This is a genomic window from Streptomyces plumbidurans (assembly GCF_019857225.1).
Lineage (GTDB): Bacteria > Actinomycetota > Actinomycetes > Streptomycetales > Streptomycetaceae > Streptomyces > Streptomyces plumbidurans.
In genome coordinates this window covers 74,996-88,044 of record NZ_JAFJSY010000051.1, presented here as the reverse complement: position 1 = coordinate 88,044, position 13,049 = coordinate 74,996, and the positions used below count along the sequence as shown (strand labels likewise).

Here is a 13,049-nt window from a genome sequence, read left to right as displayed (position 1 = left end):
GTCGTGTTGATCTTCTCCCCGCGGAACATGGCGTCCCGCAGGCCGAACACATCGGTGGCGGTGGCCAGTTCCTGGAGCAGTGCGAGGGTCGTGTCGTTGATCAGGTGCTTGGAGTAGTCGATGCGCAGGTCGCCGACGCGCACCACGTACCGCTCGGCGCGGGACGGGTCCGCGTCGAACAGCTCGCGCAGCCGCGGCCGTTGCAGCGCGTCCTGGCGGTGGTCCGCCAGGGCCGTCCACTGGGGGCGCCGGGTGAGCCTGGGGGAGTCGGCCGAAGAGTCGGGCATGTCAGACGGTCTCCTTGGTGGCCTCGCCGCGCAGGGCGACGGCGTACATCTCGTCGGCGTCGAGGCGGCGGAGCTCCTCGGCGATGAGTTCGGACATGGTGCGCACCTTCAGCGCGAGGGTGCGCGAGGGCTGGTCCGGGAGGGTCAGCGTGGCCAGCGGGCCCTCGGGGCGGTCGATGACGATCTCGCCGTGCTCGGTGCCGAGGCGGACGGCGGTCACCACCGGGCCGGCCGTGACGATCCGGTCGATCGTCACGTTCAGCCGGGCCTCCAGCCAGCGCGACAGCAGTTCGGCGGCGGGGTTGTCGGCCTCGGCCTCCACCGCCCCGGAGACGATCCTCGTACGGGCCTGGTCCAGGGCCGCTGCCAGCATCGAGCGCCACGGCGTCAGCCGGGTCCAGGCGAGGTCGGTGTCACCGGGAGCGTAGGAACGGGCCCGCTGCTCCAGGGACTCCAGCGGGTTCGCGACCGCGTAGAGGTCGGTGATCCTGCGCTGTGCGAGGGCGCCGAGCGGGTCCTTGGCGGGCACCTCGGGCGCGTCCACCGGCCACCACACGACGACCGGCGCGTCCGGCAGCAGCAGCGGCAGCACGACCGAGTCGGCGTGGTCGGACACCTCGCCGTAGGTGCGCAGCACGACCGTCTCGCCGGTGCCCGCGTCGGAGCCCACGCGCACCTCGGCGTCCAGCTTGGAGGCGACGCGGTCGCGCGGGGTGCGGGCCTGGCGCCGGATGACGACCAGGGTGCGCGAGGGGTGCTCGTGCGAGGCCTCCTCCGCGGCCTTGATCGCGTCGTAGGCGTTCTCCTCGTCCGTGACGATCACCATCGTCAGGACCATGCCCACGGCGGGGGTGCCCAGGGCCCGGCGCCCCTGCACCAGCGCCTTGTTGATCTTGCTTGCCGTGGTGTCGGTCAGGTCGATCTTCATGGCCTGCGCCAGCTCCGTCCGTCTCGTGCGAGCATCTCGTCGGCTTCCTCGGGTCCCCAGGAACCCGATGCGTACTGCGCGGGCCTGCCGTGGTCCGCCCAGTACCTCTCGATCGGGTCGAGGATCTTCCAGGACTCTTCCACTTCCTGGTGACGGGGGAACAGGTTGGCGTCACCGAGCAGCACGTCCAGGATGAGCCGCTCGTACGCCTCCGGGGACGACTCGGTGAAGGACTCGCCGTAGGCGAAGTCCATCGTGACGTCCCGGATCTCCATCGAGGTGCCCGGCACCTTGGATCCGAAGCGGACCGTCATGCCCTCGTCCGGCTGGACGCGGATGACGACCGCGTTCTCGCCCAGTTCCTCGGTGGCGGTGGAGTCGAAGGGGGAGTGCGGCGCCCGCTTGAAGACGACCGCGATCTCGGTGACCCGGCGGCCAAGACGCTTGCCCGTGCGCAGGTAGAAGGGGATGCCCGCCCAGCGGCGGTTGTCGATCTGCAGCTTGATGGCCGCGTAGGTGTCGGTCTTCGAATTGGGGTCGATGCCCTCCTCCTGGAGGTAACCGGCCACTTTCTCGCCGCCCTGCCAGCCCTCGGCGTACTGCCCGAGCACGGTGTGCCCGCCCAGGTCCTCGGGCAGCCGCACCGACTTGAGCACCTTGAGCTTCTCGGTGAGCAGGGCGTCCGCGTCGAACGCGATCGGCTCCTCCATCGCGGTGAGCGCCATCAGCTGCAGCAGGTGGTTCTGGATGACGTCGCGGGCGGCGCCGATGCCGTCGTAGTAGCCCGCACGGCCGCCGATGCCGATGTCCTCGGCCATGGTGATCTGCACGTGGTCGACGTAGGACCGGTTCCAGATGGGCTCGTACATCTGGTTGGCGAAGCGCAGCGCCAGGATGTTCTGGACGGTCTCCTTGCCGAGGTAGTGGTCGATGCGGAAGACCTCGTCCGGTTCGAACACGTCGTACAGGAGCGCGTTGAGCTTGCGGGCGCTCGCCAGGTCGTGCCCGAACGGCTTCTCGATGACCGCGCGCCGCCAGGCGTCCCCCGGGGCCTTCGCCAGGCCGTGCTTCTTCAGCTGCTGGACGACCTTGGGGAAGAACTTCGGCGGTACGGAGAGGTAGAACGCGAAGTTGCCGTTGGTGCCGCGGGCCTTGTCGAGCTCGTCGACGGTGCTGCGCAGCTGGTCGAACGCCGCGTCGTCGTCGAAGTCGCCCGGGATGAACCGCATGCCCTCGGCGAGCTGCTGCCAGACCTCCTCGCGGAAGTCGGTGCGCGCGTGCTCGCGGACCGCGTCGTGCACGACCTGCGCGAAGTCCTGGTCCTCCCAGTCCCGGCGGGCGAAGCCGACGAGCGAGAAGCCCGGCGGCAGCAGCCCGCGGTTGGCGAGGTCGTACACGGCCGGCATCAGCTTCTTGCGGGACAGATCCCCGGTGACGCCGAAGATGACCAGACCGGAGGGGCCCGCGATACGGGGCAGCCGGCGGTCGCCCTCGTCGCGCAGCGGATTGGTCCCGTCGAGATCCGCCTCGGTCACGGCTTGCTCGGTCATTTGGTCTCGACCCCCTTGCTGTCCAGGGACTTCGTCACGGCGTTCAGCAGGTCCTGCCACGCCGACTCGAACTTGGCCACGCCCTCGTCCTCCAGCTGCTGCACGACCTCGTCGTAGGAGATCCCGAGCGCCTCCACGGCGGCCAGGTCCGCGCGGGCCTCGCCGTAGCCGCCGGTCACCGTGTCGCCGGTGATCCCGCCGTGGTCGGCGGTGGCCTCGAGCGTGGCCTGCGGCATCGTGTTGACGGTGCCGGGGGCGACCAGCTCGTCGACGTACAGCGTGTCCTTGTACGCCGGGTCCTTCACCCCGGTGGAGGCCCACAGGGGGCGCTGCGGGTTGGCCTGCGCGGCGGCCAGGGCGGTCCAGCGCGCCGAGGCGGCACGGGTCGAGCCGTCGACGGAGCCGAACACCTCCTCATAAGCCTCGTACGCGAGCCGCGCGTTCGCCAGCGCGGCCCTGCCCTTGAGCGCGAGCGCCTCGTCGGTGCCCAGCACGGTCAGTCGCTTGTCGATCTCGGCGTCGACACGGGAGACGAAGAAGGAGGCCACGGAGTGGATGACGGAGAGGTCCAGGCCCTTGGCGGCGGCCTTCTCCAGACCGGCCAGGTAGGCGGCCATGACCTCGCGGTAGCGCTCCAGCGAGAAGATCAGCGTGACGTTGACGCTGATGCCGAGGCCGATGACCTCGGTGATCGCCGGCAGGCCGGCCTTCGTCGCCGGGATCTTGATCATGACGTTGGGGCGGTCGACCAGCCAGGCCAGCTGCTTGGCCTCGGCGACGGTGGCCACCGTGTTGTGCGCGAGCCGCGGGTCGACCTCGATGGAGACCCGGCCGTCGCGGCCGCCGGTGCGGTCGTACACGGGCCGCAGGATGTCGGCGGCGGCCCGCACGTCGGCGGTGGTCGTCATCCGTACGGCCTCGTCGACCGTGACGCCCCGCACCGCCAGATCGGCGAGCTGCTCCTCGTAGCCCTCGCCCGAGCCGATGGCGGCCTGGAAGATGGAGGGGTTGGTGGTCACGCCCACCACGTTGCTCTTCTCGACGAGCGCGGCGAGGTTGCCGGACTCGATGCGGCTGCGCGACAGGTCGTCCAGCCAGATGGAGACGCCCTCGTCGGACAGTCGCTCCAGTGCTCCCGCCGTTGCGGTCGCTTCGGTCACTTTGATCATCTTCTTTCTGGCGATCGGATCAACCGCGGGCGGCGGTCAGGGATTCCCGGGCCGCGGCGGCCACGTTCTCGGGGGTGAAGCCGAACTCGGCGAACAGGGTCTTGGCGTCGGCGGAGGCGCCGAAGTGTTCGAGGGAGACGATGCGTCCTGCGTCACCCGTGAACCGGTACCACGTCAGCCCGATGCCGGCCTCGACGGCCACGCGGGCTCGCACGGACGGCGGAAGGACGCTCTCGCGGTACTCGCGCGGCTGCTCCTCGAACCACTCCACGGACGGCATCGACACCACACGCGTGCCGACTCCCTCGGCCTCCAGCTGCTCGCGCGCGGCGACCGCGAGCTGGACCTCGGAGCCGGTGGCGATCAGGATCACGTCCGGGGTCGGCGTCGAGGACTCCTTCAGGACGTAACCGCCCTTCGCCGCATCCGGGTTGGGCGCGTACGCAGGCACGCCCTGCCGGGTGAGCGCGAGGCCGTGCGGGGCCGGCTTCGTGGAGTGGCGGCGCAAAATCTCGGCCCAGGCGATCGCCGTCTCGTTGGCGTCGGCGGGGCGGACCACGTTCAGGCCCGGGATCGCGCGCAGGGCGGCCAGGTGCTCGACCGGCTGGTGCGTCGGGCCGTCCTCGCCCAGACCGATGGAGTCATGCGTCCAGACGTACGTCACCGGCAGCTGCATCAGGGCCGACATCCGCACCGCGTTGCGCATGTAGTCGGAGAACACCAGGAAGGTGCCGCCGTAGATGCGGGTGTTGCCGTGCAGCGCGATGCCGTTCATCTCCGCGGCCATGGAGAACTCGCGGATGCCGAAGTGGACGGTACGGCCGTACGGGTCGGCGCCGGGCAGCGCGTTGCCCTCCGGCAGGAAGCTCGACGTCTTGTCGATGGTGGTGTTGTTGGAGCCGGCCAGGTCGGCGGAGCCGCCCCACAGCTCGGGCAGCACCGGGCCGAGCGCCTGCAGCACCTTGCCGGAGGCGGCGCGGGTCGCGACGGACGTGCCCTCCTCGAAGACGGGGAGTGCGGACTCCCAGCCCTCGGGCAGCCGACCGGCCACGATCCGGTCGAACAACTCGGCCCGCTCGGGGTTGGCGCCGCGCCACTTGTCGAGCTGCTTGTCCCAGGCGGCGTGCGCCTCGGCGCCGCGGTCCAGGGCCTGCTGGGCGTGGGCGAGGACGTCGGCGTCGACCTGGAAGGAGCGCTCGGGGTCGAAGCCGAGGATGCGCTTGGTGGCGGCGATCTCGTCGTCGCCGAGCGCGGAGCCGTGCGCGGCCTCGGTGTTCTGCGCGTTCGGGGCGGGCCACGCGATGATCGTGCGCATCGCGATGATGGAGGGACGGGAGGTCTCGGCCTGGGCCGCCTTCAGCGCCGCGTACAGCGCGGGTACGTCGATGTCGCCGCCCAGCGCGGGTTCGACGCGCTGCACGTGCCAGCCGTAGGCCTCGTAGCGCCCCAGGACGTCCTCGGAGAACGCGGTCGCGGTGTCGCCCTCGATGGAGATGTGGTTGTCGTCGTAGAGGAAGACCAGGTTGCCGAGCCTTTGGTGGCCGGCCATCGAGGAGGCCTCGGAGGAGACGCCCTCCTCCAGGTCGCCGTCGGAGACGATCGCCCAGACGGTGTGGTCGAAGGGGGAGGTGCCCTCGGGGGCCTCCGGGTCGAACAGGCCGCGCTCGTAGCGGGCGGCCATCGCCATGCCCACCGCGTTGGCGACGCCCTGGCCGAGCGGTCCGGTGGTGGTCTCGACGCCGGCGGTGTGCCCGTACTCGGGGTGACCGGGGGTCTTCGAGCCGTGCGCGCGGAAGGCCTTGAGGTCGTCCAGGGTGACCTCGTACCCGGCGAGGTACAGCTGGGTGTAGAGCGTCAGCGAGGTGTGGCCCGGGGACAGCACGAAACGGTCCCGGCCGGTCCACTCGGGATCGGCGGGATCGTGACGCATCACCTTCTGAAAGATCGTGTACGCGGCAGGGGCGAGGCTCATGGCCGTGCCCGGGTGGCCGTTGCCGACCTTCTGCACCGCGTCAGCCGCGAGAATGCGGGCAGTGTCGACCGCCCGCCGGTCGAGCTCGGTCCATTCGAAGCTGTCCGGTGTCTGCGTGCTCATCTTCAAGAAGTCCTCGATCGAAGCGGCGATCCTGCTCGGATGTCTTCAACCTTAAAAGTCTGACTTTTAAGAAAGAAGGTCGCCGTGTGTCAGCCTGTGGTGAAAGTGGGACACCGGCGGCGCGACCGAGGCGGCACGAGACGGACATGGCGGGCAGAACCATGCAACACGGGGACAGTGGCCAAGGGGTGGACGGCATCCGGACATTCCCTTTCCCGGTCGAGCTGAGCGTGGGCGGAGTGGGCATGCAGACCGGCCCGATGGAGGCCGGGCGCAGCTGGCACGCAGAGGCCCCCCTGGAGCGTGTCCATCGCATCGACTTTCATGTCGTGATGCTCTTCGACGACGGCCCCGTCCGCCACATGATCGACTTCGCCGAGTACGAGGCGTCGGCCGGAGACCTGCTGTGGATCCGCCCGGGCCAGGTCCACCGCTTCTCGCGCACCGACGGGTACCGCGGAACCGTCCTGACCATGCAGCCCGGCTTTCTGCCCCGCGCCACCGTGGAGGCGACCGGCCTCTACCGCTACGACCTGCCGCCGCTGCTCCGCCCGGACGCGCCCCGGCTCGCCGCCCTGCGCGCGTCCCTGACCCAACTGCGCCGCGAGTACGAGGACACGGCGACGCTGCCGTTGAGCCTGCACACAGCGGTACTACGGCACTCCCTGACGGCGTTCCTGCTGCGCCTCGCGCACCTCGCGGCAAGCTCCGCGGAGGCGGAACGCGGGCCCGCGGACACGACGTTCACCCTCTTCCGCGACGCGGTGGAGCGGGACTTCGCCACCAACCACAGCGTCAGCGCCTACGCCGACGCCCTCGGCTACTCCCGCCGCACCCTCGTCCGCGCGGTCCGCGCCGCCACCGGCCAGACCCCCAAGGGCTTCATCGACAAGCGGGTCGTACTGGAGGCGAAACGGCTCCTGGCCCACACGGACCTGCCGATCGGCCGCGTCGGCGCGGCGGTCGGCTTCCCCGACGCGGCGAACTTCACCAAGTTCTTCCACCAGCACACGGATCTGACTCCGGCGGCGTTCCGGGCGGAGTTGAAGTGAGCCTTCCGAACCGGAGTTGAGAGGAGCCGCCCGCCCTTGAGCGCGAGAGCGCGCCCTCGGTCCACGCGGAGACCGAGGGCGATGTCGGCGGTCGGCACGGGTGATGCCCCGCGGAGTGTGGGGCTCGCGGGGCATCACGCTTATTGGGTCAGTGGCCGAAGTCGAACCAGTTCACGTTCACGAAGTCGGCCGGCTGGCCGCTGGTGAAGGTCAGGTAGACGTCGTGCGTGCCGGTCACCTTTCCGATGTTGGCCGGTACGGTTCTCCACGACTGCCAGCCACCGGTGTTGGCCAGCGCGAAGCTGCCGATGGGTGTGCTGGTGCGGCTGTCCAGGCGCACCTCGACCAGACCGCTGACGCCACTGGGCGCGCCGCTCGCCACGCGGGCGTTGAACTGCGTGGCCCCTCCGGAGCCGAAGTTGACGCCCTTGTACTGGGCCCAGTCGCCGTTGGCGAGGTAGCCCATGTCCTGTCCGCCGCCCAAGTCCGTGGTGCTCTCGGTGTTGACGCCGGACTGGCTGTCGTAGGACTCGGCCTGGATCGGGTTGTAGGCGTCGCGGTTGCCGGACGGCGGGGGCGTCGTGCCACCGCCGCCGCCGGACGACAGGACCTGCACGTAGTCCACGACCATCGGGTGGCCGGACTCGGTGGCGCCGGTCGGGCCGCCGCCGAAGGCGCCCGGGAAGCCGCCGCCCATCGCCACGTTCAGGATCACGAAGAATCCGTGGTTGGTGGCGTTGGCCCAGGTCGTCGCGTCCATCTGAGCGGCCGTCACCGTGTGGTAGTTGACCCCGTCGACGTAGAAGCGGATCGCCTCGGGGCTGACCGAGCGGTCCCACTCCATGGAGTAGGTGTGGAACCCGGACTGGCAGGTGCTGTTCGGGCAGGCGACCGAATTGCCGATGCCCGTCGTCTCGTTGCAGGGACCGCCCGGGTTGGTGCCGCAGTGCATGGTCGCCCAGACCTTGTTCATGCCCTGGACGTTCTCCATGATGTCCAGCTCGCCGACGCTCGGCCAGTTCTGGTAGTTGCCGCGGAAGGGGGCGCCCAGCGCCCAGAACGCCGGCCAGTAGCCCGCCGCGGCGTCGCCGGTGACGTTGGGCATCTGGATGCGGGCCTCGACGCGCAGTTTGCCGCCGGCCGGGGGCTGGAAGTCGGTGCGGTTGGTCTCGATCCGGCCGGAGGTCCAGTGGCCGGAGGAGTCGCGCACCGGGGTGATGCGCAGATTGCCGTTGCCGTCGAGCGCGACGTTGCCGGTGCTGTTCGTCATCGTCTCGACCTCGCCGGTGCCCCAGTTGGCGGCGCCGCCGGGATACGAAGTCCCGGTGTCGTACTGCCAGTTGGAGGTGCTGACGCCGGTGCCCGCGGGGCCGTTGAAGTCGTCGAGGAAGACCTGGTTCCAGCCCGTGGGGGGAGTCGGGGCCGAGGCGCTGGCGGACTGGGTGGCCAGGGCGGCCGCCGCGACCAGACCGAGGGTGCCGGCCGCCGCGACGAGGGCCCGCCGGAGCGGGTGCCGTCTGCGATGTGTGCCGGAGGTGTCACTCATGCGGGGTGCCTCCTGGGGACGGAGTGAGATGCGCTGGGTGCCATGAGTTCCGCGCATTCTGAGAGCGCTCTCAGAGTGGCTTCAATGTGCTCCCGGTCACTCCGGTCGTCAAGAGTTGAAGCAGGTAAAGTCATTCCGTGGCAGGTGAGTTCACCCCATGAACGGCATATGTGCTAAAGAGCGCTGCCCTTGCGCCACTGAGCCCACGACAGGTTCCAGCCGTTGAGCCCGTTGCCGGGATCGACCGTGCGCTCGCCCGAGTTCCTCACGACGACGACATCGCCGAGCATCGAGCTGTCGTAGAACTTGTAGCCGGGCACGGAGGCGTCGCCGGCGCCCTTGGTGTCGTGCAGGCCGATGCAGCCGTGGCTGGTGTTCTCGTGGCCGAACACCCCTGAGGATGCCCAGTAGTTGCCGTGCACGAAGGTGCCGGAGGTGGTCAGGCGCTGGGCGTGCGGCACGTCGGGGATGTCGTACTCGTCGCCGAGACCGACCGTCGAGGACTCCATGCGGGTCTGCCTGAACCGCTCGCTGATCACCATGATCCCGGACCAGGTGGTGTGGGCGGAGTCGCCGCCGGAGACCGGATAGGTGGCGTACGTCGCGCCGTTGCGCCTCACCACCATCTCCTTGGTTGCCAGGTCGACCGTGCTGATCTGCTCGCGGCCGATGTGGAAGGTGACGTCCTTGTGCTGCACGCCGTAGACGCCGTCCGCGCCCTCGACGTCCCTGAGCCGCAGGCTCAGCGTGATCTTCGTGGCGGGCGCCCAGTACGTCTCGGGACGGAAGTCGAGCCGGGTGTCGCTGAACCAGTGGCCGACCACCTCGACGGCCGGCTCGGCGGTGACAGTGACGGCCCGCTGCACGGCGGCCCGGTCCGTCACGGCGTGCGTGAAGTTGATGGACACGGGCATGCCGACGCCGGAGGTGGAGTCCGCCTCGGGCGTGAAGTAGCCGACGAAGGTCTCGCCGGGCGACCTGGTGGTGAAGGTCGCGGTGTGTGCGGACGCGCCCTCGGGCGTCGCCGAGACGGTGTACTTCGTGCCCGAGTACGGGTTCCTCGCCGAGGTCCACCGGGTCCTCGCGTCGTTGAACGTGCCCGCCAGCGTCGAGCCGTCGTTGCCGGTGACCTTGACCGAGGCGAGCGTGCCGCCGGTCACGGTGACCTCGACGGGCTCGGTGAACGCGGCCTTCCCGGTGCCGTCGGCGGGGCTGACCGAGACGACGGGCTCCTTCGCCGCCCTGGGTGACGCGGTGGTCCTCGCCGCCTCCTCGGATGCGTCCGCCGATCCCTCCGACGCGTCCGCCGAGCCGCTGCACCCGGACAGTACGGCGGCGGCCGGTGCGATGCCGAGCACCGTCAGCAGCCCGCGCCGCGACCACCTCCGCGACGGCTGCTCGGACCGGTTCGATATGTGCAGAGCGCCCACGGCAGGCCTTCCTGGGATGTCCACCTTTTCCGGGTGCATCCTGCGCCGCGTAGATTTGTTGATCCTTTGAAACCAGTGGCCGTTTCCTGAGATTCCTGTGAGGAGTGGCCGCGAGAAGGCCTGAAACCACGGTTGTGGCCGCCCCCGGGTTTGTGAACAGAGTATGAACGGCCCGACCGGGCCCTGAGTTTCCGATGAGATCCCCGTCACGGCATGGCTTCCCCACCCACCCGGTCGGAATAGTTCGCCGGCAGGAACGACCGACCACCGCACGGAGGTAATACGTGACCGAAGTCCGCGAGCCGCACACCGTGGCCGTCGTCGGAGCGGGCGCGGCGGGCACACTGACCGCGATCCAGCTCTGCGAGACGGCGGCGCGCCGCCGGACACCGCTCGCCCTGGTCCTGCTCGACCCCTCCCCGGAGGCGGGCCGCGGCACCGCGTACGCCACCCGTGACCCGCGCCACCGCCTCAACGTGCCCGCGGGCGGCATGAGTTGCTACCCCGACGAGCCGGGCCACTTCACCCGCTGGCTGTGCCGCCACGGCGAACCGACCGTCAACGGCGCCGACTTCGCCACCCGCTACCGCTACGGCGCCTATCTCGCCGACACCCTCGCGCAGGCCATCGTCCGGGCCCAGGGGACGGTCACGGTACGACGGCTGCGCACCCGCGCCGAGAGCTGCACCGACGCCCCGGGCGGCCGGGTGTGCCTGCGGCTCGCCGACGGGGGCGAACTGACCGCCGACAGCGCGGTGTTGGCCACCGGCCCGGCAGCCCCGTCGGCCGGCTGGGCACCGCCCGCGCTGCGCACCTCGCCCCGCTTCGTCGCCGAACCCTGGAGCACGGGAGCCCTGGAAGGGCCGGGCTCCGACACCGCCGACGTACTCCTCGTCGGTACGGGCCTGACCGCGGTGGACCTCGCACTCACCCTCGACCGCCCCGGCCGCACGGTCCACGCGGTCTCCCGCAGCGGGCTGCTGCCCCAGCCGCACGCCCTCAACCCGGCCGGTCCGATGCCGGCGCCGGACCTCGACGACACCTCCCTGAACCGGCTGCGGCGCGCGGTCTACCGCCACGTCAGCCGCTCCGTGCGCACCCACGGCGACTGGCGCCCCGCCCTCGACAGCCTGCGCCCGCACACCGCACGGCTGTGGCGCAGCCTCACCCCCGAGGAGCGCGCCGAGTTCGTCACGCACGAGGGCTCCTTGTGGAACACTCACCGCCACCGGATGCCGCCCGCCACCGCCGAGTCCGTCTCCCGGGTCCGTACCGCCCGACGGCTCGCCGTGCACACCGGCGCGGTGACGAGCGCGGCCGAACGCGACGGCCGGCTCGTCGTGACTCTCTCCAACGGCCGTACGCTGCACGTCGGTTGGGTGATCGACTGCACCGGACCCGGCCGGCGCTTCGACGACCCCCTGTGGGGCTCCCTGCTCGCGTCGGGCGCCGCCGTCCCCGGCCCGCTCGGCATGGGCGTGGCCACGCGCGAGGGACGCCTGCTGGACGCGGCGGGGCGCAGCGAGCGCCCGCTGTTCACGCTGGGCGCCCCGCGGCGCGGCGAGCTGTGGGAGACGACCGCGATTCCCGAAATCCGTGTCCAGGCCGCGGAGTTGGCCGGGCAGTTGCTCGCCCCGCTGTCCCGCACGCTCTCCCGCACCTCCCGATCCTCCCCCACCTCCCGATCCTCCCGCCGTCCCGTCGACGGCCACGGCCTCGCGCTGAGCACCCATGCCGAGGCGGCCGCCGCCTACCGCAGCGGTCTCGACCGGGTCCTCAAGGTACGGGCCGGCGCCGAGGACGCCTTCGCCCGCGCCGTCGCCCTCGACCCCGGGTTCGCGCTCGGCCACGCGGCCCTCGCGCTGCTCGGCCACGAGTGCGGCGCCGACGTGGACGTACCGCGGGCCCTCGCCGAGGCACAGCGCTCCGCCCGCGAACGGTCCGACGAACGCGAGCGCTCCTTCGTGGAGGTGGTCACGCGCCGGGTGCACGGAGACCTGGGCGACACGGCTCTCGTACGGCATCTCGGCGCACACCCCGCGGACGCGCTCGCGCTGGCCGTCGCCGTGCCCACCATCGCCTTCTCGGGGGTGACGGACCTCGACGACGAGCAGGCGCTGCGGCTGGTCGAGAAGACCTCGCCCGCCCATGACGGCCACTGGTTCCACACCTCGCTGCTGGCGTTCCTGCGCCAGGAGCAGGGCCGGCTGCACGAGGCCGGCGAACTCGCCCACCGCGCCCTGGCCGCCGAACCCGCCTCCGGGCACGCCGTGCACGCCCTCGCGCACGTCCACTACGAGTCCGGGGCGCACGTGGCGGGGCGCGACTGGCTGGACGGGTGGGTGTCGGGACAGGGCCGGGGAGCGGTCCACCGGGCGCACTTCTCCTGGCACGTCGCCCTGCACGAACTGGCCCTGGACGACCCGGCGGCGGTCCGCAGGCGCTGGTTCGCCCAGCTCGCGCCGGGGCGGGTGGTGACCGGGGTGCGGGCCCTGGTCGACTCCGGTTCGCTGCTGTGGCGGGCCCGGCTGAGCGACAGCTGGCGGGGCGAACTACCGTCCGCCGGGGACATATTGGCGTCCGTCGAGCGGGACGTCCTGGAGCGTCCGGCGACCGCCTTCACCGCGCTGCACGCCGCCGTCGCGCTGACCGCCGCGGGCGACCTGCCGGCCCTGCACCGCCTGCGCGACCACGCCCTCGGCGCCGACGACGTCCAGCGCGAGGTCGTCGCCCCCCTGTGCGAGGCGTTCGCCGCCCTCGTCGAGGAACGCTTCCACGACGCCGCCCACGGCCTGGACGCCCTCCTGCCGGTCCTGCGCCGGGTCGGCGGCAGCGCGGCCCAACGCGAGGTCGTCGAGGAGACGTTGCTGTACGCACTCGTGTCGGCGGGCCGGTGCGACGCGGCACGACGACTCCTGGACGAACGCCTGGAACGCAAACACGCCCCACGGGACCGGAGGTTGCGGGCGGGGTTGCCGGTCTGAGGCGGGGC

The 13,049-nt window shown here is 71.1% G+C and carries 9 protein-coding genes; 2 read left to right on the top strand and 7 right to left on the bottom strand.

All coding sequences use genetic code 11. From position 1 onward, the window contains the following. The 5 genes from JYK17_RS28140 to tkt form a co-directional block, all read right to left on the bottom strand. Positions 1 to 287, bottom strand: a 287-nt coding sequence (locus JYK17_RS28140) for a phosphoglucose isomerase-related protein (protein ID WP_504739985.1), incomplete at its 3' end; no start/stop codon positions are given. A gap of 1 nt (position 288) precedes the next feature. Then, on the bottom strand, positions 289 to 1,215 hold the full coding sequence (opcA, locus tag JYK17_RS28135) for a glucose-6-phosphate dehydrogenase assembly protein OpcA (RefSeq protein ID WP_108006102.1): 927 nt from the start codon (positions 1,213 to 1,215) through the stop codon (positions 289 to 291). Next, complete coding sequence (zwf, locus tag JYK17_RS28130) at positions 1,212 to 2,765, bottom strand: glucose-6-phosphate dehydrogenase (protein ID WP_222811455.1); 1,554 nt, start codon at positions 2,763 to 2,765, stop codon at positions 1,212 to 1,214. Before zwf ends, opcA begins: the two co-directional genes overlap by 4 nt. After that, positions 2,762 to 3,934: a transaldolase gene (gene tal, locus JYK17_RS28125; RefSeq protein WP_108006098.1), complete on the bottom strand. Its 1,173-nt coding sequence runs from the start codon at positions 3,932 to 3,934 to the stop codon at positions 2,762 to 2,764. The genes zwf and tal overlap by 4 nt, the downstream gene beginning before the upstream one ends. 19 nt (positions 3,935 to 3,953) lie before the next feature. Then, positions 3,954 to 6,029: a transketolase gene (tkt, locus tag JYK17_RS28120; RefSeq protein WP_222811454.1), complete on the bottom strand. Its 2,076-nt coding sequence runs from the start codon at positions 6,027 to 6,029 to the stop codon at positions 3,954 to 3,956. A gap of 146 nt (positions 6,030 to 6,175) precedes the next feature. Here tkt and JYK17_RS28115 point away from each other — a divergent pair, with 146 nt between their 5' ends. Further along, on the top strand, positions 6,176 to 7,081 hold the full coding sequence (locus tag JYK17_RS28115) for a helix-turn-helix domain-containing protein (protein ID WP_108006094.1): 906 nt from the start codon (positions 6,176 to 6,178) through the stop codon (positions 7,079 to 7,081). Between the two features lie 148 nt (positions 7,082 to 7,229). On the opposite strand, the gene JYK17_RS28110 is transcribed toward JYK17_RS28115, so the two are convergent. Both JYK17_RS28110 and JYK17_RS28105 read right to left on the bottom strand, forming a co-directional pair. Beyond that, complete coding sequence (locus JYK17_RS28110) at positions 7,230 to 8,627, bottom strand: glycoside hydrolase family 16 protein (protein ID WP_108006092.1); 1,398 nt, start codon at positions 8,625 to 8,627, stop codon at positions 7,230 to 7,232. Positions 8,628 to 8,800: 173 nt separating this feature from the next. Beyond that, positions 8,801 to 10,057 carry a L,D-transpeptidase gene (locus JYK17_RS28105; protein WP_108006090.1) on the bottom strand — a complete coding sequence of 419 codons (1,257 nt, stop codon included), beginning with the start codon at positions 10,055 to 10,057 and terminating at the stop codon, positions 8,801 to 8,803. Positions 10,058 to 10,341: 284 nt separating this feature from the next. Here JYK17_RS28105 and JYK17_RS28100 point away from each other — a divergent pair, with 284 nt between their 5' ends. After that, positions 10,342 to 13,041: an FAD/NAD(P)-binding protein gene (locus JYK17_RS28100; RefSeq protein WP_222811453.1), complete on the top strand. Its 2,700-nt coding sequence runs from the start codon at positions 10,342 to 10,344 to the stop codon at positions 13,039 to 13,041. Positions 13,042 to 13,049 lie beyond the last annotated feature (8 nt).